At 53.0% G+C, this 23,485-nt stretch carries 19 protein-coding genes; 15 read left to right on the top strand and 4 right to left on the bottom strand.

The window, feature by feature from the left end:
- A partial coding sequence (locus ACUHMQ_RS06060; protein ID WP_445294555.1) for a transposase occupies positions 1 to 183 on the top strand: 183 nt, incomplete at its 5' end.
- Between the two features lie 363 nt (positions 184 to 546).
- Positions 547 to 2,919, top strand: coding sequence for a DNA topoisomerase IV subunit A (gene parC, locus ACUHMQ_RS06055; RefSeq protein ID WP_445294554.1), 2,373 nt, complete (start codon positions 547 to 549; stop codon positions 2,917 to 2,919).
- Between the two features lie 256 nt (positions 2,920 to 3,175).
- Here the strand turns inward: parC and ACUHMQ_RS06050 are convergent, their stop codons facing one another.
- The gene (locus ACUHMQ_RS06050) at positions 3,176 to 3,457 is read right to left on the bottom strand and encodes an IPT/TIG domain-containing protein (RefSeq protein ID WP_445294553.1); all 282 of its coding nucleotides are present in this window, start codon (positions 3,455 to 3,457) and stop codon (positions 3,176 to 3,178) included.
- Positions 3,458 to 4,055: 598 nt separating this feature from the next.
- Here ACUHMQ_RS06050 and queE point away from each other — a divergent pair.
- From queE to queC, 3 genes are all read left to right on the top strand, one after another.
- Positions 4,056 to 4,700 (top strand): 7-carboxy-7-deazaguanine synthase QueE, encoded by a 645-nt coding sequence (queE, locus tag ACUHMQ_RS06045; protein ID WP_445294552.1) that lies wholly within the window; start codon positions 4,056 to 4,058, stop codon positions 4,698 to 4,700.
- Between the two features lie 106 nt (positions 4,701 to 4,806).
- Complete coding sequence (locus ACUHMQ_RS06040; protein WP_445294551.1) at positions 4,807 to 5,181, top strand: nuclear transport factor 2 family protein; 375 nt, start codon at positions 4,807 to 4,809, stop codon at positions 5,179 to 5,181.
- Between the two features lie 24 nt (positions 5,182 to 5,205).
- A complete protein-coding gene (queC, locus tag ACUHMQ_RS06035) occupies positions 5,206 to 5,880 on the top strand; it encodes a 7-cyano-7-deazaguanine synthase QueC (protein ID WP_445294550.1) in 675 nt (224 codons plus the stop codon).
- 27 nt (positions 5,881 to 5,907) lie between these two features.
- On the opposite strand, the gene msrQ is transcribed toward queC, so the two are convergent.
- On the bottom strand, positions 5,908 to 6,498 hold the full coding sequence (msrQ, locus tag ACUHMQ_RS06030; protein WP_445294549.1) for a protein-methionine-sulfoxide reductase heme-binding subunit MsrQ: 591 nt from the start codon (positions 6,496 to 6,498) through the stop codon (positions 5,908 to 5,910).
- Positions 6,499 to 6,582: 84 nt separating this feature from the next.
- Between msrQ and proB the strand changes: the two genes are divergently transcribed.
- The 3 genes from proB to trhO all read left to right on the top strand — a co-directional run bounded on the left by proB (position 6,583) and on the right by trhO (position 10,702).
- Positions 6,583 to 7,701 (top strand): glutamate 5-kinase, encoded by a 1,119-nt coding sequence (proB, locus tag ACUHMQ_RS06025; protein ID WP_445294548.1) that lies wholly within the window; start codon positions 6,583 to 6,585, stop codon positions 7,699 to 7,701.
- A gap of 156 nt (positions 7,702 to 7,857) precedes the next feature.
- On the top strand, positions 7,858 to 9,591 hold the full coding sequence (locus tag ACUHMQ_RS06020; protein WP_445294547.1) for a PHA/PHB synthase family protein: 1,734 nt from the start codon (positions 7,858 to 7,860) through the stop codon (positions 9,589 to 9,591).
- A 145-nt stretch (positions 9,592 to 9,736) separates the two neighbouring features.
- Positions 9,737 to 10,702 carry an oxygen-dependent tRNA uridine(34) hydroxylase TrhO gene (gene trhO / locus ACUHMQ_RS06015; protein WP_445294546.1) on the top strand — a complete coding sequence of 322 codons (966 nt, stop codon included), beginning with the start codon at positions 9,737 to 9,739 and terminating at the stop codon, positions 10,700 to 10,702.
- A 75-nt stretch (positions 10,703 to 10,777) separates the two neighbouring features.
- Here the strand turns inward: trhO and ACUHMQ_RS06010 are convergent, their stop codons facing one another.
- A complete protein-coding gene (locus ACUHMQ_RS06010) occupies positions 10,778 to 11,578 on the bottom strand; it encodes a nidogen-like domain-containing protein (protein ID WP_445294545.1) in 801 nt (266 codons plus the stop codon).
- Positions 11,579 to 12,018: 440 nt separating this feature from the next.
- On the opposite strand from ACUHMQ_RS06010, the gene tkt reads away from it, so the two are divergent.
- The 5 genes from tkt to ACUHMQ_RS05985 all read left to right on the top strand — a co-directional run bounded on the left by tkt (position 12,019) and on the right by ACUHMQ_RS05985 (position 19,891).
- The gene (tkt, locus tag ACUHMQ_RS06005) at positions 12,019 to 14,013 is read left to right on the top strand and encodes a transketolase (RefSeq protein WP_445294544.1); all 1,995 of its coding nucleotides are present in this window, start codon (positions 12,019 to 12,021) and stop codon (positions 14,011 to 14,013) included.
- A 487-nt stretch (positions 14,014 to 14,500) separates the two neighbouring features.
- A complete protein-coding gene (gene gap / locus ACUHMQ_RS06000) occupies positions 14,501 to 15,517 on the top strand; it encodes a type I glyceraldehyde-3-phosphate dehydrogenase (RefSeq protein ID WP_445294543.1) in 1,017 nt (338 codons plus the stop codon).
- Between the two features lie 300 nt (positions 15,518 to 15,817).
- On the top strand, positions 15,818 to 16,987 hold the full coding sequence (locus tag ACUHMQ_RS05995; protein ID WP_445294542.1) for a phosphoglycerate kinase: 1,170 nt from the start codon (positions 15,818 to 15,820) through the stop codon (positions 16,985 to 16,987).
- 535 nt (positions 16,988 to 17,522) lie between these two features.
- Entirely contained in the window at positions 17,523 to 18,587 is a 1,065-nt protein-coding gene (gene fba, locus ACUHMQ_RS05990; RefSeq protein WP_445294541.1) for a class II fructose-bisphosphate aldolase, read from the top strand.
- A gap of 152 nt (positions 18,588 to 18,739) precedes the next feature.
- Positions 18,740 to 19,891: a methionine aminotransferase gene (locus tag ACUHMQ_RS05985; protein WP_445294540.1), complete on the top strand. Its 1,152-nt coding sequence runs from the start codon at positions 18,740 to 18,742 to the stop codon at positions 19,889 to 19,891.
- Positions 19,892 to 19,942: 51 nt separating this feature from the next.
- Here ACUHMQ_RS05985 and ACUHMQ_RS05980 read toward each other — a convergent pair whose 3' ends face one another.
- Entirely contained in the window at positions 19,943 to 20,332 is a 390-nt protein-coding gene (locus ACUHMQ_RS05980; protein ID WP_445294539.1) for a diacylglycerol kinase, read from the bottom strand.
- A gap of 137 nt (positions 20,333 to 20,469) precedes the next feature.
- Between ACUHMQ_RS05980 and ACUHMQ_RS05975 the strand changes: the two genes are divergently transcribed.
- Positions 20,470 to 20,769: an Mpo1-like protein gene (locus ACUHMQ_RS05975; protein WP_445294538.1), complete on the top strand. Its 300-nt coding sequence runs from the start codon at positions 20,470 to 20,472 to the stop codon at positions 20,767 to 20,769.
- A 312-nt stretch (positions 20,770 to 21,081) separates the two neighbouring features.
- Positions 21,082 to 23,478, top strand: coding sequence for a heavy metal translocating P-type ATPase (locus tag ACUHMQ_RS05970; protein WP_445294537.1), 2,397 nt, complete (start codon positions 21,082 to 21,084; stop codon positions 23,476 to 23,478).
- The last annotated feature ends 7 nt before the right edge of the window (positions 23,479 to 23,485 follow it).

Below are 23,485 nucleotides of genomic sequence, written 5' to 3'. Positions count from 1 at the left end.
CAAATAGCCAAGCGTAGTGAGCTGCATCGGTTTGCGGTGATGCCGAAGCGTTGGATAGTGGAGCGTTCTTTTGCGTGGTTGGAGAAGTGCCGTCGATTGTGGAAGAACTGTGAACGCAAGCTCGACATCAGCTTGCAATTCATTCAGTTTGCCTTTCTGACTCTTCTTCTGCGGAGACTTTGAACAGGTTCTTAGAAGCACCTAACGTGGTTGCTCGGCGTATACCTAGTTGTACGCTTAGACCTGCGGGCAGAAGTATGGAAGATGAAGTTGATCGAGCAAGCTGCTACGTTGGGCTTTGCTTAGTTTTGAGGTGAGCTTGAGGTTCCGAATGTAGAAGTTAAAAGCCAGCTTTGTAACCCGAGAACCTGATCACGATCTGTCACGAGCATCCATCAGCGTAGCGAGGTGCCGCGTATTAAGGTCATGCATAAGGGGAAGATGGGGCTTAATGCAGTGTAGGCAGATCGATAGCAACTACCGCCATATGATTGGCTGTGCCATCATCCGCCGGCTTCATCCTATATATGTAACCAGTCTCATACCATGACCGATACACCAGACCTTCCGCTACTCGACGACGAAGACCCACAAGCTATCAAAGTGGCTGATGGTGGAGGTGCGTTACCACCACCGCCCAGCTTGACCGACTTCTCTGGAAGTGACGCGGTGCCCTTGGGCCGGTATGCCGAACGGGCATATCTTGAATACGCTGTTTCGGTGGTCAAAGGCCGTGCTTTGCCAGATGTTTGTGATGGCCAGAAGCCGGTTCAGCGGCGCATTCTTTACGCCATGCACGAGATGGGACTTGGGGCGACCGCTAAGCCGGTAAAGTCAGCCCGTGTGGTAGGTGAGGTGTTGGGTAAGTTTCATCCCCATGGCGATGTTTCTGCTTATGACGCTATGGTGCGGTTAGCGCAGGATTTCTCTATGCGTTACCCATTGGTGGATGGCCAAGGGAATTTCGGCAGTCGTGATGGCGATGGCGCAGCCGCCATGCGTTATACCGAAGCGCGGCTGACCAAGATTGCCGAGTTGCTGTTAAGCGAGATCAATATGGGCACAGCTGACTTTGTGCCCAACTACGATGGTGCGTTTGAAGAGCCGAAGCTTTTACCGGCGCGTCTACCCATGCTGTTGCTTAATGGTGCTTCGGGTATTGCTGTTGGCATGGCGACTGAAATTCCACCGCATAACCTCACCGAAGTCGCAGAAGCTGCAGTAGCGTTGATCAAGAATCCAGGGATGGAAGTTGCCGACTTGCTCGACACCATCCAGGGGCCGGACTTTCCTGGTGGTGGCCAGATTATCTCCACGCGTGATCAGATCTTGGCTGCTTACGAAAGCGGCCGAGGCAGTTTGGCTGTGCGTGCCCGGTGGAAAGTCGAAGAGCTGGCCCGTGGTCAGTGGCAGCTGGTAATTAATGAGCTGCCACCCAATACATCGAGCCAAAAGGTACTGGAAGAGATTGAGGATCTTACCAACCCGAAGATCAGAAAGGGTAAAAAGGCGCTGACGCAAGAGCAGGTCCAGCTTAAGCAGTTGTTGTTGAGCCAGCTGGATGCGGTGCGCGATGAGTCGGGCAAAGATGTACCGGTACGGCTTGTTTTCGAGCCCAAGAGCCGTACCCAGAACCAGGAAGAGTTCGCCAATATGTTGCTCACGCATACCAGCCTTGAAGGCAATGCGTCGATCAACCTTGTGGCGATCGGTATTGATGGCAAACCGCAGCAGAAGTCGCTCAAGCAACTATTGGCCGAATGGGTGCAGTACCGTTTTGGTACAGTGCGTCGTCGTATTGGCTACCGCTTGGGGCAGGTGGATGACCGAATCCATATTTTGGAAGGTCGTCTGCTGGTCTACCTGAATATTGATGAAGTCATCCGTATTATCCGCGAAAGTGACGAGCCTAAGCCCGCACTGATACACGCATTTGCTTTGAGTGAACGCCAGGCCGAGGACATTCTTGAAATCCGTCTGCGCCAGTTGGCACGATTGGAAGGCATCAAGATCGAGCAGGAACTTGCCAAGCTGCGTGAAGAGAAGGCGGGGCTGGAGCACTTGTTGGCGGATGAAGGCACCATGCAGCGCTTGGTCATCAAGGAAATCAAAGACGATGCCAAGACCTATGGTGATGCACGCCGAACACTGATTGAGGCAAAGAACCGTGCTACCGTTGTTGCCACTGTGGTAGATGAACCTTTGACGGTGATTCTGAGCGAAAAGGGGTGGATCCGTAGCCGTAACGGGCATGGTCTGGATAGCCAGAATCTTACCTTCAAGGAAGGCGATAGCCTGATGGTAGCGCTGGAGTGCCGCTCGGTCGATACGATAGCGCTGTTCGGGTCGGATGGCCGGGTCTACAACTTGATGGCTGGTAATCTACCCGGTGGGCGTGGTGATGGGGTGCCGGTTGCCTCGCTGATTGATCTTGCTGTCAAGACGCGCGTTGTGCAGCTGATTACGGCTAAACCAGAACAGGCGCTGTTGATTGCAGGAGCCAATGGGTATGCCTTCCATTGTGAGTTCAAAGACCTGCTGACGCGCCAAAAGGCGGGTAAAGCCTTCCTAACTTTGGATGAGGGAGAAGGAATTCTGAAGGTCGCTCTCTTTACTCAGGCAGAAGGCAATCTGGTTTGCTGTCTTTCTACTTCCGCCCGCCTGCACGCTTTCCCGCTTTCCGAATTGAAACCTTTATCGGGCGGAGGCAAGGGGATGATTGCGATGGCACTGGACGATGGCGATACCCTGGCTGCGATCACAGTGAGTGACGGTACAAGCTTGACGTTGAATGGAGTAGGCCGTGGCGGTAAGCCAATGGCGCTTACCTTCGATGCCAACGACCTTGCCCCTTATGTAGGTAAACGGGCCAAAAAGGGCAAGCCTTTGGTGAGTGGCTTGAAGCTGGCAGGGTTCTGAGCCGTTAGAACCTGTTCACGATCTTGCTGCGTAGCTGTGATCAGGGCTTAGGTGCTGCTTAAATCCTCATGTACCAACGTACATTCCAGTTTCTGCGCTGCACCCTGCTGATAGCTGCCCGTGGCAGATCGTAAATAGGTGCTAAGAGTCGCTAACAAAACCCAGCGAAGCGATTCTGGCTAGGCGCGTAAGCGTAGACAGTACGTGGGTACGGCAAGCTTGCACAACAACGCCAGAAGGATTTTGTTAGCGACTCTTAGTGGGTTGGTGCGCTGTGCGCCAATCCACTTAGTGTAATGGGCTGGTTCGACAAGCCAACTACGCTTGCCGTACGTAACTCAACCAAACCAGAGCGGAATTCTTCCGGTACTTCGATAAATAGGCGGTCATCGGAATCGGTCGAGAACTTCACCTCCAGACCACCTAAGGAAACGTAACTGACACCCAGCAGTCCACTACCTTGGATGGTAATGAGGCTGCCTGCATTATGGGCATGTTGCTTTATGTCGCGGATCGCCAAACTCGACTTATCGGACATTGTAAAAAGCGATGGCGAAGTATCACTAATTGCCTTGCTACTACCGCAGGCGGCTATTCCTAGTACCAAGGACATTATTACAGCAATGTGGTTTCTGGGTAAAAAATTCATTAATTGGCTCAACTAGTTATCAATAAACTTGCCTAAGAACCTGTTCAAGATCTTGCCGTGCAGCTGTGATCAGGGCTTATGTGCGGCTTGAAATCCTCATGTACCAAAGTACATCCCGGTTTCTGTGCTGCTCTGCACTCTGCTGATGGCTGCTCGCGACAGATCTTTAACAGGTTCTAGCAGCAAGTAGACATTGACTTTAACCGCCCATCTTTATTATGGAAATATGCGGTTTTACTAATTCGTCATTAAGGTGAATAGCTGATTGTTGGCCAACGGTAGTGGTGATGAGTCCTTGGAACCAATTCACGATCTTGTTGCGCAGTTGTGATCAAGGCTTATGTGCCCTGTTGACTAAGCAGTTATCGTGTAGATACTGCCCAATCAATATGACTGGCTTCGCCTAAAGGTAAATTTCTGAGACAATTCAATCTGTTGCAACGCGGCATGGGTGTTTGCCCATGCCGTTGCTATTTAGAGTTCCCCGATGTCCCAAAGTCTTCGTATCACCGAAATTTTCTTTTCCCTACAGGGTGAGACCAGCCGCCTTGGCCTGCCTACGGTATTTGTGCGCCTGACGGGTTGCCCTTTACGTTGTGGCTATTGCGATAGTGCTTATGCCTTCCATGGTGGTGAACGGATGAGTCTGGCCGCCATTGTGGAAGCGGTCGCCAAGCATGGCACACCGTATGTCTGTGTCACGGGGGGCGAACCACTTGCTCAGGCGGGTTGTCATGACCTACTGGTACGGCTTTGTGATGCTGGCTTTTCAGTCAGCCTGGAAACCAGCGGTCATTTGCCTATCGATAAAGTAGACCCGCGGGTTTCAAGGATTGTCGATATCAAGACCCCGGGTTCAGGTGAAGTAGAGAAGAACCTGTGGACCAATCTCCAACATCTGAATGCCCGAGATGAGCTGAAGTTTGTATTGGTGCATCGGTATGACTATGAATGGGCGCGCGAATTGTTGCTGGATAATGGCTTGCATACCCTATGCCCTGTGATATTCAGCCCTGTATGGGAGTCGTTGCCACCGCGTGATCTTGCCGAATGGGTGATCGCCGACAAATTGCCGGTACGTGTACAGGTGCAGCTACACAAAATTCTATGGGGTGATAAGCCTGGGGTTTGATGTAGCTGACTGAACCTTTCGTGCAAACTTGTCGTACCTGCGATTTACCTACTTCTAGTCAGGCGAGTCAGGACTGCTTTGCGACTGGTGAGATCGGGAGACGAACATGGATGCTGATGGGATCATTGAACTTGAGTGCAAGTTGTTGGCTTCCGATACCAGGTTGTCCGCGTCGGAATTGGATGTACTGATTGCGGATGACTTTCTTGAGCATGGTAGTTCTGGCCGTATTTTCGGCAAGGCGCATATCTTGGCTTGTTTACCAGATGAGACTGCATCCTTATTTGTTCCAAGCGCATTTTGCGTCCGCTTTCTGTCCCCCGATATTGCGCTGATTACTTATCGGTTGAAGACGTATGCAGGGGAAGGGCAACAAGTTGTTTTCTCCTTGCGTAGCTCCATATGGCGCTGTGGTACAGGTGGCTGGCAGATGGTATTCCATCAGGGAACGCGTACCAGCCCGATTGATGTGGACGACTGATATATCTTCTTTCTGAGTAAAACTATGAAAAAAGCTGTAATCCTGCTGTCTGGTGGGCTTGACTCCACCACTGTATTGGCTATGGCACGTGCCGATGGTTATGAATGCTACTGTCTGAGTTTCGATTATGGTCAGCGCCATAATGCTGAGCTGGCGGCGGCACGCCGTATTGCTAATGCATTGGGGGCAAAAGAGCATCGGGTTGCCACTATCGACCTTGCGGCCTTTGGTGGTTCAGCGCTGACAGATGCCAATATCGAGGTGCCTGTGGATGGCGTGAAAGCTGGGGAAATACCGGTTACCTATGTTCCGGCCCGCAATACCATCATGCTTTCCTTCGCACTTGGCTGGGCTGAAGTGCTGCAGGCCAATGATATTTTTATCGGTGTGAATGCCGTTGATTACTCAGGTTACCCAGACTGCCGTCCTGAATTTATTTCCGCTTTCGAAAGCATGGCCAACCTGGCGACGCGCATCGGGGTGGAGGGGAGCAAGCTTCACATCCGTACGCCTTTGATCAGTCTAACCAAGGCTGAGATTGTGCAGGCTGGCGTTCGGTTAGGCGTGGACTATGGCCTGACTGTATCGTGCTACAAGGCAAATATGGAGGGACAGGCTTGTGGGGTATGCGATGCCTGTCGTCTGCGCAAAGAGGGCTTTGAGGCTGCGGAAGTGGCAGATCCTACGCGTTATATTTAGTCTCCTCCACCGTGCTGTGGTGGACTTTTATCCTTTACGTGGCTGCCAGCGCCACCAGATCCGTATCCCCAATAAGACTGCAAGCACCCCGGCATAGATCAGGGGCTGGGTCAGGTCTTTCTTCACCAACCATATGTAATGCAGCACAGCTAACGGGGCGATGAGGTACACCAGTTTGTGCAGCTTGCCCCAGTTGCGTTTGAGCCGCCTGAGCATGGCGTCAGTAGAGGTTGCTGCCAGTGGTATCAGCAGAACAAATGCCGCGAATCCAACCGTGATGAACGGCCGTTTGATGATGTCTTTCAACACTGCCGCAAGGTCGAGGGATTGGTCGAGCCAGATATAGGTGATGAAGTGCAGAACCACGTAGAAAAACGCGAACAGGCCCAGCATACGGCGGAACCGGATTAGCTCGTTGAACTTGGTCAGCCGACGTAGCGGGGTGATGCTGAGGCTGAGCAGCAGCATGACTAGCGTCCACGTCCCGGTGGAACGTGTGATGAACTCAATCGGGTTGACTTGTATACCGCTGAAGACAATATAAGCCGCACGCGCCAATGGCAGCAGGCAGGCAATGAAGACAGCGACTTTGAGATAAGTGATTGTGCGTGGTTTCATGGCACATTGGTCGTGTATAGGCCGTTGTTCTGACGGCATAATCGACGACTGGTTTCCAACTTTTTGTTTGTTACAGGTTTCATCATGCAAAGCTGTATTGCTACCGCGCAGTGTGTTGTTGTCAAAGTCGGCTCTTCACTGGTTACGAATGATGGGCGTGGTCTTGACCATAGCGCACTCAGTCGTTGGGCGGCTGAAATTGCCAGTTTGGTTAGTCAAGGCAAACGGGTGGTGCTGGTCAGTTCTGGCGCAATTGCCGAAGGAGTGGCCCGTTTGGGTTTACCAAAACGCCCCAGTGCCTTGCACGAATTGCAGGCCGCGGCGGCAGTCGGGCAAATGGGACTGGTAGAAGCGTATGAGCGCTGCTTTCGCGCCCACGACCTGAAAACAGCGCAAATCCTGCTGACCCATGAAGACCTTGCTGACCGTACGCGTTATCTAAATGCCCGCTCAACTTTGCTGACATTGTTGGGTTTGGGCGTTATTCCGATCATCAATGAGAACGACCCTGTATCAACTGATGAAATCAAGGTGGGTGACAACGATACCTTGGGTGCGTTGGTGACCAATCTGATCGATGCTGATGCGCTGGTTATTTTGACCGATCAACGGGGTCTTTACAGCGCCGACCCACGTAAGCATCCAGATGCCCACTTTATTGAGGAGTACGAGGCTGGCCGGCCAGAATTGGAAGCCATGGCTGGTAGCGCGGGCTCTGCTGTGGGGACGGGCGGCATGTATACCAAGATCATCGCCGCCAAGCGGGCTGCACGCAGTGGTGCAAGTACAGTGATTGCCTCGGGCAGCGAGGCTGAGGTACTGACCCGGCTGGCGCGAGGTGAAGCAATCGGTACACAGCTGACTGCGCGTACCACACGTATTGCTGCCCGTAAGCAATGGTTGGCAGACCATTTGCAGGTCAGGGGTTCCCTGGTGCTGGATGCAGGAGCTGTCGCAGCGCTGCGTGATAAGCGTACCAGCTTGCTGCCGATTGGAGTGGTTGCCGTGGAAGGCGAGTTTCTGCGCGGTGAGATGGTGCGTTGTATGGGCCCGGATGGTACTGAGGTGGCGCGTGGGTTGGTGAACTACCATGCGGCGGATGCGCGCCGGATTGTACGTTTGCCTTCTAGTCAGATTGAGGCGGTCCTGGGTTTTGTGGATGAGCCTGAACTGATTCATCGCGATAATCTCGTGCTGCTTTAACCTGTAACGGCAGGCAAACATCAAGCGACTGAAAGGCGGGGTAACTGATTCGGCTTGGGTATCGCCAGAAGTTGGTCATCGTTGTGTGGATCGTGCTTGTTGCACTGCCGCACACGGACTAGCCTAATGAGGTAGCTGCCACTCTTGGAGAGCCCTATGATGAGTTTCCCCGCCACCATGCGCGTTCGCTTTCTGGAAGAGCAGGAAGTCCGCTATGCGAATCTAAGGCATCAGTTACGGCAGGTCCTCGACCCTTGGGGGTTGATCAACATCCACGCCAAGGCGATCACATCCTGGCTTGGTAGCCCCATGGAAGCGGCGTCGGCCATGACGCGTTATGGCTATGACTGTTTTACATTGCATACCCAGGCGGCAGGGCGATTCATGGGGGCGCCGGATATCGACATATTCCCACCCAATACCGAAGATCAGCGCTTTACCGATTCGGTTTGGCGTGACGAGCCCATGTGGGACTATCTCAAAGAAGGCTATCTGATGCAGACCCGCTGGATACAGGACATGCTGTACCAGAGCCCGGGCCTGTCAGAAGAAGAACGGCGTAAAAGCGCTTTTTGGTTGCGTCAGACATTGAATGCCTTTGCCCCGACCAATTTCCTTGCCACCAACCCGATCGCGCAACGAAAAGCTTGGGAGACCATGGGCGAGAGTTTGGTAAAAGGGCTGCAAAACCTGGCGCGTGATATGGCGGGTGGTGATGTCAGCATGACAGACCGGGAACCCTTCAAAGTGGGGGAAAACTTGGCGCTGACACCTGGTGCAATTGTTTACCGTGGTCGTTTGCTGGAGGTGATTCACTACGCTCCCACCACCCCGACGGTTCATGCGGTGCCTTTGGTGTTGATTACCCCCTGGATAAACAAGTACTACATCCTGGACTTGGCGCCGGGTAAGTCCTTGGTCGAATTCTTGGTGGCACAGGGCTTCAATGTCTTCATTACCAGCTGGAAGAACCCCGACGAGGATATGTCGGAGATAACCTTTGACGACTATATCGTCGATGGTGCAGCCAAGATCATTGAAGTTGCCCAAAGCGTAGCGAAGAGCGAAAAGGTGCATGCCCTTGGCTATTGCATAGGTGGGACCTTGCTGACGCTGTATATGGCCTGGGCCAACCGTAAAGGGCCTGATGTACCGGTTGCGCACTGGACACTGTTGACGACATTGACGGACTTTTCCAACCCTGGGGATATCGAGGTCTTTATCGATGAAGACGGCCTTGATGTCATCGATGGCATTATGAAGAAACAGGGCTTTTTGGATGGCAAGGAGATGTCCGCCAGCTTCCGTATGTTGCGGCCAAACAGCCTGATCTGGAACTACGTGGTCAGCAATTACCTGTTGGGTGAAACCCCGCGCGCCATGGATGTGCTGTACTGGAATACCGATATGACTCGCATGCCGGCGGCGATGCATCGCTTCTATTTGCGCGAGTTTTATCTGCATAACCGCGTGATTGAGCCAGACAGTTTGACCATGGCCGGTGAGCTGATCGATCTGGGACAAATCCAGCAGCCGCTGTTTATGGTGGCGGCTGAGGAAGACCACATCGCACCGTGGAAGAGCACCTTTACCTTGCTGAAACGTCTGCCAGCCAAGTCTTGGTTTACGCTATCTACCTCTGGCCACATTATTGGCATCGTCAATCCACCAACCCCAACCTCCAAACGCAGCTTCTGGCAGAGCGAGGTTTCACGTGGCACACATTCGGAAGAATGGCTGAGCGAGCAGCAAAAGCAGGCAGGTTCATGGTGGCCAAGCTGGGTAGCGTGGCTCCGTCCTCAATGTGGCCCCCAGATCAAACCGCTCCCAATAGGTAACCGCCAATACAAGAAAATCTGTGATGCTCCGGGTAAATATGTTTTCGAATAGTGTCTAAGTAGATAGGTAGTTTGTTAGCCTATTGCTGTAATTGGCTGTTCTATAAGGTAAACTCCACCTGCGCGCCGACCTATGTGGTCGGCGCTGCGTATTTAACTGGTCCGTCCTTTGCGGGGACGACTACTGGAGAAACCTTATGTCCGATGTCAAACATGGCCCTATTGTCGTGGCCGCGCTATACAAATTTGTCACGCTTACCGATTATGTCGCTCTGCGAGAGCCCCTTACCCAATGCATGCTGGACAATGGGGTAAAAGGGACGCTCCTGCTGGCTCAAGAGGGCATTAACGGTACAGTCTCTGCTACCCGCGAGGGTATTGATGGTCTACTGAATTGGCTGAAGCGTGATGAACGCTTCGTTGGTATCGACCATAAGGAAAGCTATTGCGATACGCAGCCCTTCTATCGCACCAAGGTGAAGCTCAAGAAAGAAATCGTAACCATGGGGGTGCCGGATGTAGACCCTAATAAAAAGGTCGGTACTTATGTGGAGCCCCAGGATTGGAATGCATTGATTGCTGACCCTGAAGTCCTGCTGATCGATACCCGTAATGATTACGAAGTAGCTATCGGTACCTTCAAGGGAGCGATTGATCCGAAAACGGAAAGCTTCCGTGAATTCCCGGAATACGTGCAGCAACATTTCGACCCGAAGAAGCACAAGAAGGTGGCCATGTACTGTACCGGCGGCATACGGTGCGAAAAGGCTTCCAGCTATATGTTGGGTGTTGGTTTCGAAGAGGTGTACCACCTGAAGGGCGGCATTCTGAAATATCTGGAAACCGTACCGCAAGAAGAGAGCCAATGGGAGGGGGACTGTTTTGTATTCGATAATCGAGTCAGCGTCCGCCACGATTTGAGCGAAGGTGATTACGATCTATGCCATGCCTGCCGAGAGCCGGTATCGGTAGCTGATCGCCAATCTCCTCATTACAGCCCTGGTATCAGCTGCCCGCATTGCTGGGATAAGCTCAGTGAAAAAACTCGCGCCGGCGCTATAGAGCGGCAAAAGCAGATTGAATTAGCACTGGCCCGTAACGAGCCCCACCCAATGGGTTACGACGCTCGTCTTGCTGCGTTGGCCAAGAAGTCAGAAGGTTAAGAAACTGTACTAAACCTGTTCAAAGCTTCGCCATAGCTCGCGGGATTTTGAACAGGCTCTATCAGTATGGATGGATCAAACCTTTCTACGGCGAGTGGCGAAAGTAGCCAGTAGCCCTAAGCCAAGCAAAGCGAATGTTGTGGGTTCCGGGATATGTATTACCTGGCCACTGCGTACATGGAAGATATAGCGTCCATCCACGTTTGAATTTTGACGACCATGGATTAGTCCGGTTGAGCTGCTATCCAGGAACGCCCGCGTCTTACGTGAACCGGCAAATTCAAAGTCATTTCTATCGCCATCGGTATAACCGACAGTAGCAGGGCTGCCACCCACGCCATTGACGCCATCGCTGGCGCTACCACTTTCCCAGAGAATCTTGTCGTAATTGAATTCCATATCGAAATTCCCGGCACCCGTTTCTGATCGATCAGTCAGAATAAGCTGAAAGGAATTCAGTTTATTGGATGCGCTATTGAAGTAACCTACGTTGATCCAATTCACGCCAAAGACTTTGTGCCCGGCAATAGTATCTGTGCCATACCGTACTAGCCCGGAACCATTTCCACGTGTATCAACATCGGCAAAGAATGGGGCGATCATTGGAAAGCTATTATTGATCAGTCCAAATGGGGAGAATGTGCTGAGTTTATTAAAGAAAGTGACATTGCCATTATTGTTTATATAAAGATGGTTTTTACTTTTTACTGAGTAGAAATCAATATTGAAACCGATATCTACCAAACCGGTAGAGTTATCATCATTGGCACCAAGCACATAATCGTTAAATAGGTTGGCATTACGGATAGCTGCCGCATTGACTGTGCCGCATATCAATGCCAATACCATAGTCACCAGGCGTGAACAAAGCCTCATAGGAACTTCCCCCTGCTTATCTAGTTAAAATAATTCGACCGCGTCCAAAAGCACGGACTGTGCCGGAACTGATTTCCCTATATGGGTCAGTTCCTTATGTTGAACGCTTGGTGGGGGAAAGCGTTAGATGTAAAAAAATCCGACACTAACTATATATAGACATACCAAGTTTGGTGACTTGTAGTAATTTCTGGCGGTATTGGTGATCTTTGTGCGTAGTAATGTTACGTTTTCCGAAGAAATTCCAGCTAATTATCAAAGGCTTGTCTTGCCCGTGCGGGCGTGAAAAGCGATAATGCCGCCGGTTTTGCCCGGTCCGGTTCCTTAATCGGGCCGTTTGTTTTCTTCACACTGGCTCCTTCTCTGCCTAGGTGCTTACAGGTGGGCGAAGGGGCGGTTAGCGCCCTAGGCGCGTTCGTTTGACTGGAAAAGAGATCCCAATGGCTGCCTCACGTACCCAACTTGCCAACGCAATTCGTGCCCTCTCCATGGATGCTGTACAACAAGCCAACTCTGGCCACCCAGGTGCGCCAATGGGCATGGCTGAAATCGCATTGGCCTTGTGGGGCAGCCATCTGAAGCACAACCCGCAAAATCCAAAGTGGGCAGATCGCGACCGCTTTGTACTGTCGAATGGCCATGGTTCAATGCTGATCTATTCGTTGCTGCATCTGACGGGATACGACCTGCCGATTTCGGAACTGAAGAACTTCCGCCAATTGCATAGCAAGACGCCGGGTCACCCCGAGTATGGTTATGCGCCAGGTATCGAAACCACCACCGGTCCCTTGGGTCAGGGCATTACCAATGCAGTGGGTATGGCCATGGCCGAGAAGTTGCTGGCGGCACAGTTCAATAAACCTGGACATGAGATTGTCGACCATCACACTTATGCCTTTCTGGGCGATGGTTGTCTGATGGAAGGGATCTCGCATGAAGCCTGCTCACTGGCCGGTACATGGGGTTTGGGCAAGCTGATCGCGTTCTGGGACGATAATGGTATTTCCATCGATGGCCACGTTGAAGGCTGGTTTACCGATGACACGCCTAAGCGTTTCGAGGCTTATGGGTGGCATGTCATCGCTGGCGTGGATGGTCATGATATTGACGCTGTATTGGCCGCCATTGCAGCTGCGAAAGTAGAGACCAGCAAGCCGACGTTGATCTGCTGTAAAACCATAATCGGTAAGGGATCGCCCAATAAAGCTGGTACCCATGACGTGCATGGTGCAGCGCTTGGTGCGGCCGAAGTAGCGGCAACACGTGAGGCGCTTGGCTGGAGCCATGTGCCATTCGAAGTGCCTGCAGATATCTATGCCGGTTGGGATGCAAAAGCCAAAGGCGCTGAAGCCGAGAGCAGCTGGAACAGTCGCTTTGCGGCTTACCGTGCTGCGTACCCGGAACTGGCTGCCGAGTTTGAACGCCGTATTGCGGGTGATCTGCCTGCTGACTGGGCTGAATTCAAAGCTGCTGCTATCGCCAAAATCAACGATGCTGCGCAGACTGTAGCAACCCGTAAGGCCAGCCAGATTGCCTTGGAAGCTTACTCGCCGAAGCTGCCTGAGTTTTTGGCGGGCTCTGCCGACCTAACGGGTTCTAATCTGACCAACTGGTCAGGCAGCAAGTGGATCGATGGTCAAGGCAATGGCAATTACATCAGCTACGGTGTGCGCGAATTTGGCATGGCCGCCATCATGAATGGTATGACCTTGCATGGTGGATTACGCCCTTACGGCGGCACCTTCCTGATGTTCAGCGAATACGCCCGTAATGCGCTGCGTATGGCGGCTTTGATGAAGATCAATCCGATCTTTGTGTTCACGCACGATTCGATAGGCCTTGGTGAAGATGGTCCGACCCACCAGCCGGTGGAGCAGACAGCTACGCTGCGTTACATCCCCAATATGGACGTGTGGCGTACCTGCGATACCACTGAAACCGCCGTGGCGTGGGCAATGGCTGTTGAGCAAAAGACCCGTCCGAGCAGCCTAGTGCTGAGCCGTCAAAACCTTGCTTTTGTATCGCGTGATGCGGCGCAGATTGCCAATATCGCAAAGGGGGGTTATGTGCTGCGCGAAGCTGAAGGTGGTGCTGCGCAGGTGATACTGATCGCCACAGGTTCGGAGATGGAATTGGTGCTGAAGGCGCAAACCCAGCTGGCTGCTGAAGGCATTCGTGCCCGTGTGGTCTCTATGCCGTCGACCAATGTATTCGACCGCCAGGATGCCGCGTACAAGGCATCGGTGTTGACTCGTGGTGTGCCGCGGGTGGCGGTGGAAGCGGGTGTTTCGGACTTCTGGCGTAAGTATGTTGGCCTGGAAGGCGCTGTAGTAGGTATGGATACCTTTGGTGAGTCTGCCCCTGCTCCGGCGTTGTTCAAGGAGTTTGGCTTTACGGTCGAGAATGTGGTGGCTGCTGCCAAGTCAGTGCTGTAAGAACCTGATTACGATCTTGCTTCGCAGCCGTGATCAGGGCTTATGTGCTGCTCGAAATCCTCATGTACCCAAGTACATTCCGGTTTCTGCGCTGCTCTGCACCCTGCTGACGGTTGCTCGCGACAAATCGTAAACAGGTTCTGATCATCTTGTAGTTTTACTGCAAAGAAAAGCCCCGCAATTAGCGGGGCTTTTCTTATGTGGTTTCCATCTTAAGCAAGTACATGAAATTTGTTTTGATATCTCTCGCTTGTTTTGGCAGCGCTTTTCAAGCTGATGTCGGAGTAAATACGGCATTTCCAAACCGGAAGTCTGGCAGATGGCATGTTGGTTTAGGGGCTGATGGAGTCAGTGTTTTCCCTAGGTATCGATGCAGTAATCCCTCAGTTTGTAGTCCCCTTTCATATTAGAGGACGGTTACAATCGCGGCCCTTGTAGTTTAATTGGCGCCGACTACATAAGGCTGCCCAGTAAGGAGAATCCTAGTATGTCCATCCGCATCGCCATTAATGGCTACGGACGCATCGGCCGCAATGTTCTGCGTGCAATCTATGAACTGAACCGCGGCCAGGATTTTAAAGTTGTCGCCATCAATGCATCTGGCGATATCGATACGAATGCCCATCTGACACGGTTCGATACCGTGCATGGCCGCTTTAATGCAGATGTACGTGCCGATGGGGATTGGCTGCGCATCAACGATGAGAACATCCGCTTCTTTTCCACTCGCAACCCGGCTGAATTGCCATGGGGCGATCTGGGAATCGACCTTGTGTTGGAATGTACCGGGGCGTTTACCAGTAAGGCTAAATGCCAAGCGCACCTGGATGCGGGCGCAAAAAAGGTATTGATCTCCGCACCGGGAGACAAGGACGTCGATGCAACCATCGTCTATGGCGTCAATCATGGCGTGCTGACGCGGGACATGACGGTGATCTCGAATGCTTCCTGTACCACGAACTGCTTGGCCCCAGTCGCCAAGGTATTGAATGATTGCATTGGTATTGAGAAGGGCCTGATGACCACGATTCACGCCTATACCAATGACCAGGTGTTGACCGATGTCCGCCATAAAGACCTGCGCCGTGCAAGGTCTGCCACGCAGAGTCTGATCCCGACCAAGACCGGTGCTGCTGCGGCAGTTGGTCTGGTATTGCCGGAGCTGAATGGCAAGCTGGATGGATATGCTGTGCGTGTGCCTACTATCAATGTCTCGATGGTTGATCTGACCTTCAAGGCAGCACGCAATACCAGCAAGGAAGAAATCAACGCGGTGATGCGTGATGCGGCAGGTGGTGGGCCATTGAAGGGCGTGCTGGGCTACAACGATTTGCCGTTGGTATCGATCGACTTCAATCACACGAGTGAGGCCTCGATTTTTGATGCGACGCTGACCAAGGTGAACGCAGGTGACTTGGTCAAGGTGAGTGCGTGGTACGACAACGAATGGGGCTTCTCGGTACAGATGCTGAACACAGCGCGTGCAATGATGAAAGTCCAGTAGCAGCACTGGTTCTAAGAACCAGTCAAAGTCTGCTGCGCGTTAGCGATACGGCGTTAAAAACCCCCTCGGAATGCTCATTTACCACGCGTAAACTCCGCTTCCTTGGCTGTTTTCGCCTTGTCTCGCTCTAGCTCACGAGACTTTGAGCAGGTTCTAAGAAAACGCCATGGTCATTCGCCGTGGCGTTTGTGTTTGAAATGCCAGCGTGTGGCTGAATGAGTCGCCCTGTAGCCGCTTGGCTCTGCTTACATCTCCGCCACACGCTAGACTCCGGTTTTTCCACTTCTCTCTCAAGCCACCATGAACTTCAAGAAACTCACCGATCTGGCCTTGGCCGGTAAGAAAGTCCTGATTCGTGTCGACATGAATGTGCCGCTTAAAGACGGCAAGATTGGTGACGATACCCGCATCCGTGCCTCACTTGCCACGATCGAACACTGCCTCAAAGCTGGTGCTGGGGTGATTCTGATGACGCATCTAGGTCGCCCAACTGAAGGTTCGGTGACTGAAGAAGATAAATTGGCCCCGGTGGCGAAGCGTTTAGGGGAGTTGCTTGGCCGCGATGTGCCGGTGATTACAGATTGGGCGGGTTTCCAAATCAAAGCTGGTGAATTGGTATTGCTTGAAAACATTCGTACCAATGTGGGGGAGAAGAAAAACAACGACGAGTTGGGCCAACGTTATGCAGCCCTTTGCGATATTTTCGTCAACGATGCGTTTGGTACGGCGCACCGTGCAGAAGCTTCTACCCACGCGGTTGCCAAATTTGCCCCGGTGGCTTGTGCAGGGCTGTTGATGGCTGCCGAATTGGATGCGCTGGGCAAGGCGCTTGCGCAGCCAACGCGGCCGCTGGTTGCCATTGTGGCGGGTTCGAAGGTGTCAACCAAACTGACGATTCTCGAATCCCTTGCCGATAAAGTCGATCAGCTGATTGTGGGTGGTGGCATCGCCAATACCTTCCTGTTGGCGGAAGGGCGTCAGATTGGTAAGTCCCTGGCTGAGCCCGATTTGCTCGACCAAGCTCGTAGCGTAATCGCCAAGATACGTGCTCGTGGTGGCGATGTGCCGTTGCCAACCGACGTGGTGGTCGGACAGAAGTTCGACGCAAATGAAGTTGCTGTGACCAAGCCCTTAAATGCGGTAACAGATAGCGACATGATTTTCGACATCGGTCCTGATTCAGCCAAAGCGCTGGCAGATGTGGTTGCCAAAGCGGGCACCATAGTCTGGAATGGCCCGGTTGGCGTATTTGAATTCGACCAGTTTGGCAAAGGCACCGAAGCATTGGCCCGCGCGATTGCTGCCAGTTCGGCCTTCAGCATCGCCGGCGGCGGTGACACTTTGGCTGCAGTCGCCAAGTACGGCATTACCGAGCAGGTTGGCTATATCTCTACCGGTGGCGGGGCTTTCTTGGAATTCCTGGAAGGTAAGGTGTTGCCGGCGGTGGAAATACTTGGCCAGCGCGCATAAGACGATCTTACTGCGCAACCGTGTTCAGGGCTCAGGTGCTGCTCGAAAGCCCCCGCAAGGGGGACGCCGAACTGCTACGGTGCATACGCACTAAGAAGTTCGCAGCCTCATGTACAAAAGTACATTCCGGTTTCTGCGCTGCGCTTCACCCTGCTGACAGCGGCTCGCGACAGATCGGGAGCAGGTTCCTAGAACCTGTTCAAAGCCTGCGATGCTTCAGCAATACGGCGTTGGAAACACCCTCGGAATGCGCATTTACCAATCGTAAACTCCGCTTCCTCTGCTGTTTTCGCCTTGTCTTGCTCTAGCTCGCGAGGTTTTGAGCAGACGCAAAAAACTGGTTCTAGGAGCTGCTTTGTGATCTTGTTGTAAGGCAAGACCGCAAGAACAGGCATCCAGGCGATGTTCCGCGGTGCAGGTCCGGTGTTGATGCATATCGGACAGGTGCCGGGCAAATGAAATGTAGTGAAGATTACACCACTACATTTCGTTTAAAATTTCGCCGGCTTAATTACAAATTCCCGGAGTCTTTACCATGTCCCTCGTTTCAATGCGCCAGTTGCTCGATCACGCCGCCGAAAACGGTTATGGCTTGCCTGCCTTTAACGTGAACAATCTGGAGCAGGTCCTTGCCATTATGCAGGCGGCCGACGAGTGCAACAGTCCTGTGATCATGCAAGGTTCGGCTGGGGCGCGCAAATATGCGGGTGAAGCGTTCCTCCGCCATCTGATTCTGGCCGCGACCGAGGCCTATCCGCATATCCCGGTTGTCATGCATCAGGACCACGGTGCATCTCCTGCGGTGTGTATCCAGGCCATGCGGTCGGGTTTCTCCAGCGTGATGATGGATGGCTCGTTGATGGAAGATGCTAAGACCCCATCAAGCTACGAATACAACGTCAATGTAACCAGCAAGGTGGTGGAGATGGCTCACGCCATTGGCGTGAGCGTGGAAGGTGAGCTGGGTTGCCTGGGCAGCTTGGAAAGCGGTATGGGTGAGAAGGAAGATGGTCACGGTGCGGAAGGCGTACTGAGCCATGACCAATTGTTGACCGACCCTAATGAAGCCGCGGATTTCGTCAAGAAGACCCAGGTGGATGCACTGGCTATCGCCATCGGTACCAGCCATGGTGCGTATAAGTTCACCCGCAAGCCCACGGGTGATATTTTGGCGATCGACCGTATCAAGGCGATTCATGCCCGTATTCCCAACACGCATCTGGTTATGCATGGTTCAAGCTCGGTGCCGCAAGAGTGGCTGGAAATCATCCGCCAGTACGGTGGTGAGATGAAGGAAACCTACGGTGTACCAGTCGAGGAAATCGTTACCGGTATCAAATTCGGTGTACGTAAGGTGAATATCGATACGGATATCCGCTTGGCGATGACAGGCTCGATCCGTCGTTTCCTGGCTACCCAGAAGAGTGAATTCGACCCACGTAAATTCCTGAAGGAAGCCACCATGGCAGCCAAGGATATCTGCAAGCTGCGGTTTGAAGCATTCGGTTCCGCTGGCCAAGCCAGCAAGATCAAACCGATCAGCATGGAAAAAATGTCTGACCAGTATAAGAAGGGTGAGCTGGCTGCTGTGGTGAAGTAGTCGGCAGCTTGTTTCACATGAAACGCCCCGTTTTTACGGGGCGTTTTTGTTTGATAGACATCACGGGCTTTTTTACATCAGCAAAAGCTATTTGTGTCCGGCACGTCAGCTAGGCACGATGGTGTATCGATGACTTAAATGACGCTTCTACGATGCCTATCCAATACAAATTCCCTGATCTGGGGCTGACTATCTTTAGCCGTATGAGCGCATTGGCCGCTGAGTGCGGCGCAATTAATCTCTCGCAAGGCTTTCCGGATTTCGAGGTGGATGCAGGCTTGCAGGCTAGGGTGACCGCAGCCATGGCAGCCGGACATAACCAATACGCCCCAATGCCTGGCTTGCCAGCATTGCGCCAGGCGATTGCCACTAAATTCCAGGTTGCTTACGACTTGGTGGTAGACGCTGACAGTGAAATCACCGTCACGGCTGGTGCGACACAAGCACTTTATACGGTGATAGCGACGGTGTTACGGCCAGGGGATGAGGCCATCATTCTGGAGCCCGCTTACGACAGCTATGCGCCTGCTATCGTAGCCCAGGGTGCAGTACCGCTGCGAGTATCGCTGACGCCACCCGGATTCGTCGTAGATTGGGGCGCTGTGCGCAAAGCCGTTACACCGCGTACACGGCTGATTATCGTTAACAACCCAAATAATCCAGCTACCAGCATTTTCAGCCCGGCTGATCTTGATGCTTTAGCGGAGATTGCTGATCAGCATGACCTGTTGGTACTGAGTGATGAGGTCTACGAGCATCTGGTATTCGATACTCACCCTCATGCCAGTGTGCTCACACATCCAATGCTGAGACCGCGCAGTTTTGCTGTTTATTCATTCGGAAAGACCTTCCATGCGACCGGCTGGAAAGTGGGTTACTGTGTGGCGGCACCGGCATTGACTGCGGAGTTTCGAAAATTGCACCAGTATTTGGTGTTTTCGGTAGCGACGCCATTGCAGGTCGCGCTGGCTGGCTACCTTGCGGAATCCAAACACTGGCAGGGCTTGGCAGACTTCTATCAGCTCAAGCGTGATCAACTGGCCCCAGGCCTTGTGGCGGCAGGTTTCAAGCTATTACCCAGCGCGGGCACCTATTTTCAGTTGGCTGACTATTCGGCTATTCGTCCAGATATGGGGGATCTGGCATTTGCAGAGTGGCTGACGCGGGAACATGGTGTGGCCAGTATTCCTGTGTCAGCTTTCTATGCAGATGGGCGGGATACCGGCTTGGTACGATTCTGTTTTGCCAAACGGGAAGCGACGCTGGATTCGGCAATCGCCAAGCTGAGTAGCTTGGCTGTGTAACTGTGCGATGCTGGTATAGGAACTGGGTAGATTTTAGGGAGGCGATTTTGCTTAAACGAATGAGAGTAGCGCAATACCCCAAATCGCTGCCATATTCAAAAGGCTGATCAGTTGCGCGGCACTGCCAAGATCTTTGGCGCGTTTGGCAAGTACATGATGCTCAAGTGACGTGTGGTCAACTGCCGCCTCAATAGCGGAGTTGATGAGCTCGACGATAATGCTGAGCAGATGGGCGAATATGATCAGCCCACGTCCCCAGGCGGGAAACGGTAGGAACACTGAAATGACAATGCCGACCAACGCCATAAGGCAGACCTGCCGAAAAGCGGACTCGTGCCGCCATGCAGCGGTAAGCCCGTCGATGGAATAGCCGGTGGCGTTCAGCAAGCGACGTAGGCCGGTCTTACCCTTGAAAGGGCTTTCTTGGGTGGGATCGGTCATGATGTCCTTCTGTTCAGCGGGTAGTGTATGTAAATAGAGGCTGCTGACTGCTGTTCGCGATATATCGTAAACAGGTCCTTAAGAGGGGATTGCCTCAGCAAAGTTGCGCAGTTTAGCGTTTTGTCCCGGAGCAGCCTATGCGTTACGACAGTTTCACCGCGTTTTATCCTTATTACCTCAGTGAGCACCAGAATAAAGTCTGTCGTCGGTTGCACTTTCTCGGTAGCGGTCTGGTGTTGTTACTATTGGCGGTAGCAATATTCAGCGGGCAGTTTGGTTTGTTGTGGCTGCTGCCTGTTGTTGGTTACGGTTTTGCGTGGGTGGGCCACTTCGTGTTCGAGAAGAATCGACCGGCTACTTTTCGTTACCCGCTGTATAGCTTTGCTGGCGATTGGGTAATGTTTTGGCAGATGCTTACCCGCAAACTGCCTTTGTAGGGGTCGGTTTATAGGTCTTGCTGCGCAGCCCTGATCAGGGCTCATGTGCCCTAGTACATTCTGGTTTCTGCGCTTCACTCTGCTGACGATTACTCGCAACAGACCCAAACAGGTCTCCTAAGAACCTGTTCAAAATCTGTCGCGAGCGGCTGTCAGCGGGGCGCAGAGCAGCACATAAGCCCCGATCACAGCTGCACAGTAAGATCGTGAACAGGTTCTAAGGAAAAGTATGTGAAGGCATTACATACTGCTTGACCTTGCCACGATGGGAAGGCTCATCCTTGATGCATCGTTGTTTCTCAGGATATTCCCGTGTCTGCCACCCATCCCGTTCTTCATCCCATCCGCCTCAGTGTTGGTATAGAGGGTATGAGCTGCGCCAGCTGTGTTGGCCGTCTGGAAAAAGTCCTGAGCCGGCTACAGGGCGTCAGCTCGGTATCGGTTAATCTGGCCAATGAGTCGGCAACCCTGGAGGCTACTGATCCACTTGATCTGGCCGTCGTTGAGCAAACTATTGTCAACGCTGGGTTTCAGCTGGCTACACATCAGGTGGAGCTGGTTATTGGTGGTATGAGTTGCGCCAGCTGCGTTGGTCGGGTGGAAAAGGCGCTACGTCGTGAAGCGGGTGTGCTCGACGCAAATGTAAATCTGACCACTGAACGCGCAAGCATCCGTGCCTTGCAGGACATTACCGAGTCGCAGCTGATCGCCGTGGTGGAAAAAGCGGGGTACCAAGCCAGCCTGCCGGTACCGCCTGGGCAACCTGGGGTTAGCACCAAGCTGCAATTGCCCGATTGGTGGCCGGCTATGTTGGCCGGGTTCTTCTCCTTGCCCCTGGTTTTACCAATGTTGGGGGAGGTATTCGGCCAACACTGGATGTTGCCTGGTGTGTGGCAATGGGTGCTTGCTTCACCAGTTCAGTTTTGGCTGGGTGCACGCTTTTATCGGGCTGGATGGGGGGCCCTAAAGGCAGGGAGCGGTAATATGGACTTGTTGGTGGCGCTGGGTACCAGCGCTGCATATGGTCTTAGCGTCTATCTGCTTCTCAGCCATACCACTAAGAGTGAACCCCATCTATATTTCGAAGCTTCAGCCGTAGTGATCAGCCTTGTACTGCTGGGTAAGTGGTTGGAAGCCCGAGCCAAACGGCAGACGACATCGGCAATCAACGCTTTGCAGGCACTATGTCCACTTACCGTACGTGTAAGAAAAGCCGGGCAGGATATTGATATCGCAGTTGAGCAATTGCAAGTGGGCGATATCGTCGTCGTACGGCCGGGGGAACGGATAGCAACCGATGGCGAGATCCTTGAAGGACAAAGCCAAATAGATGCGGCGCTGCTGACGGGCGAAAGCCTGCCCCAAGTTTGCCAAGCCGGTGATCAGGTTGTGACCGGGGCAATCAATGGCAATGGTCTGTTGTTGGTGCGTACAAGCGCTATCGGTGGGGAGACCATGCTGGCGCGTATTATCCGGCTGGTTGAGGACGCTCAGGCAGCCAAGGCTCCTATTCAGCGTCTGGTCGACAAGGTCAGCGCTGTCTTTGTGCCGGTAGTGTTGGCTATTGCCCTGTGTACGTTTGCTGGTTGGTGGTTTCTCAGTGGCGACATCGAGCTTGCCATCATCAACGCGGTTGCTGTTTTGGTGATTGCCTGTCCGTGTGCGCTGGGTTTGGCTACCCCAACGGCCATCATGGCTGGCACCGGGGTGGCGGCACGCCATGGCATTTTGATTAAGGATGCTCAGGCGCTGGAGTTGGCGCATCAGCTTGATACGATGGTGTTCGACAAGACGGGCACGCTTACTGTGGGTAAACCGTCTTTACAAGCACTCGTCAGCGCTGAATTACCGGAGGCCGAGATTGTCCGCATTGCTGCTGCATTGCAGAGCGGCAGCCAGCATCCATTGGCGTTGGCGGTGATGGCGCGCTCGAATGAGCTGGGGCTTCCACTGCCTGACGTAGCCAATCAACATGCCTTGCCCGGCCTGGGCGTATCCGGTGAGTTAGAGGGTGTGACCTATCTATTAGGTAATCATCGCTTATTGGGAGAGCAGGGCTGCCACACTGGTGTATTGGCTGCCGCCGCGGAACACGAAGAACAGATGGGGCACAGTGTGTCCTGGTTGATGCAGCCTGGGCAGCCCCAAGCCCTGGCGATGCTGGCATTTGGTGACCAACTTAAGCCTGACGCAGTGGAGGGTATCTCGCGTCTTAAACGGATGGGTATCGAACCCATCATACTCAGCGGTGATAATGCAGGTGCAGCACAGGCTGTAGGTAGTGCGTTGGGAGTAAACCGTGTGCATGCCAATTTGTTGCCAGCGGATAAGGCTGCAGTCGTGGCATCGTTGAAAGCTCAGGACCGTAGGGTGGGCATGGTTGGCGATGGTATCAACGATGCCCCGGCGCTGGCCGCTGCCGATGTGGGCATCGCCATGGGCAATGGCACCGATGTGGCTATGCATGCTGCCGGTATAACCTTGATGCGGGGAAATATTGGATTGGTGTCCGACGCGATATCGGTGTCCCGCCAAACTTATGCCAAGATTCGCCAAAACCTGTTTTGGGCATTTATCTACAATCTGGTGGGTATTCCGTTGGCAGCCTTGGGTATGCTCAATCCAATATTGGCGGGGGCGGCCATGGCATTTTCCAGTGTGAGTGTGGTTTGTAATGCGTTGTTGTTGCGTCGCTGGAAACCCGAGTAAAGAAGAC

The sequence above is a fragment of the Chitinimonas violaceus genome, from assembly GCF_052601015.1.
Note: the sequence above shows the minus strand (reverse complement) of the source record. Positions and strands in the feature narration are given on the sequence as shown.

Bases quoted from the DNA above. Each gene is read 5' to 3' on its own strand.
- parC (WP_445294554.1), top strand. From the start codon at position 547: ATGACCGATACACCAGACCTTCCGCTACTCGACGACGAAGACCCACAA.
- ACUHMQ_RS06050 (WP_445294553.1), bottom strand. From the start codon at position 3,457: ATGTCCGATAAGTCGAGTTTGGCGATCCGCGACATAAAGCAACATGCC.
- queE (WP_445294552.1), top strand. From the start codon at position 4,056: ATGTCCCAAAGTCTTCGTATCACCGAAATTTTCTTTTCCCTACAGGGT.
- ACUHMQ_RS06040 (WP_445294551.1), top strand. From the start codon at position 4,807: ATGGATGCTGATGGGATCATTGAACTTGAGTGCAAGTTGTTGGCTTCC.
- queC (WP_445294550.1), top strand. From the start codon at position 5,206: ATGAAAAAAGCTGTAATCCTGCTGTCTGGTGGGCTTGACTCCACCACT.
- msrQ (WP_445294549.1), bottom strand. From the start codon at position 6,498: ATGAAACCACGCACAATCACTTATCTCAAAGTCGCTGTCTTCATTGCC.
- proB (WP_445294548.1), top strand. From the start codon at position 6,583: ATGCAAAGCTGTATTGCTACCGCGCAGTGTGTTGTTGTCAAAGTCGGC.
- ACUHMQ_RS06020 (WP_445294547.1), top strand. From the start codon at position 7,858: ATGATGAGTTTCCCCGCCACCATGCGCGTTCGCTTTCTGGAAGAGCAG.
- trhO (WP_445294546.1), top strand. From the start codon at position 9,737: ATGTCCGATGTCAAACATGGCCCTATTGTCGTGGCCGCGCTATACAAA.
- ACUHMQ_RS06010 (WP_445294545.1), bottom strand. From the start codon at position 11,578: ATGAGGCTTTGTTCACGCCTGGTGACTATGGTATTGGCATTGATATGC.
- tkt (WP_445294544.1), top strand. From the start codon at position 12,019: ATGGCTGCCTCACGTACCCAACTTGCCAACGCAATTCGTGCCCTCTCC.
- gap (WP_445294543.1), top strand. From the start codon at position 14,501: ATGTCCATCCGCATCGCCATTAATGGCTACGGACGCATCGGCCGCAAT.
- ACUHMQ_RS05995 (WP_445294542.1), top strand. From the start codon at position 15,818: ATGAACTTCAAGAAACTCACCGATCTGGCCTTGGCCGGTAAGAAAGTC.
- fba (WP_445294541.1), top strand. From the start codon at position 17,523: ATGTCCCTCGTTTCAATGCGCCAGTTGCTCGATCACGCCGCCGAAAAC.
- ACUHMQ_RS05985 (WP_445294540.1), top strand. From the start codon at position 18,740: ATGCCTATCCAATACAAATTCCCTGATCTGGGGCTGACTATCTTTAGC.
- ACUHMQ_RS05980 (WP_445294539.1), bottom strand. From the start codon at position 20,332: ATGACCGATCCCACCCAAGAAAGCCCTTTCAAGGGTAAGACCGGCCTA.
- ACUHMQ_RS05975 (WP_445294538.1), top strand. From the start codon at position 20,470: ATGCGTTACGACAGTTTCACCGCGTTTTATCCTTATTACCTCAGTGAG.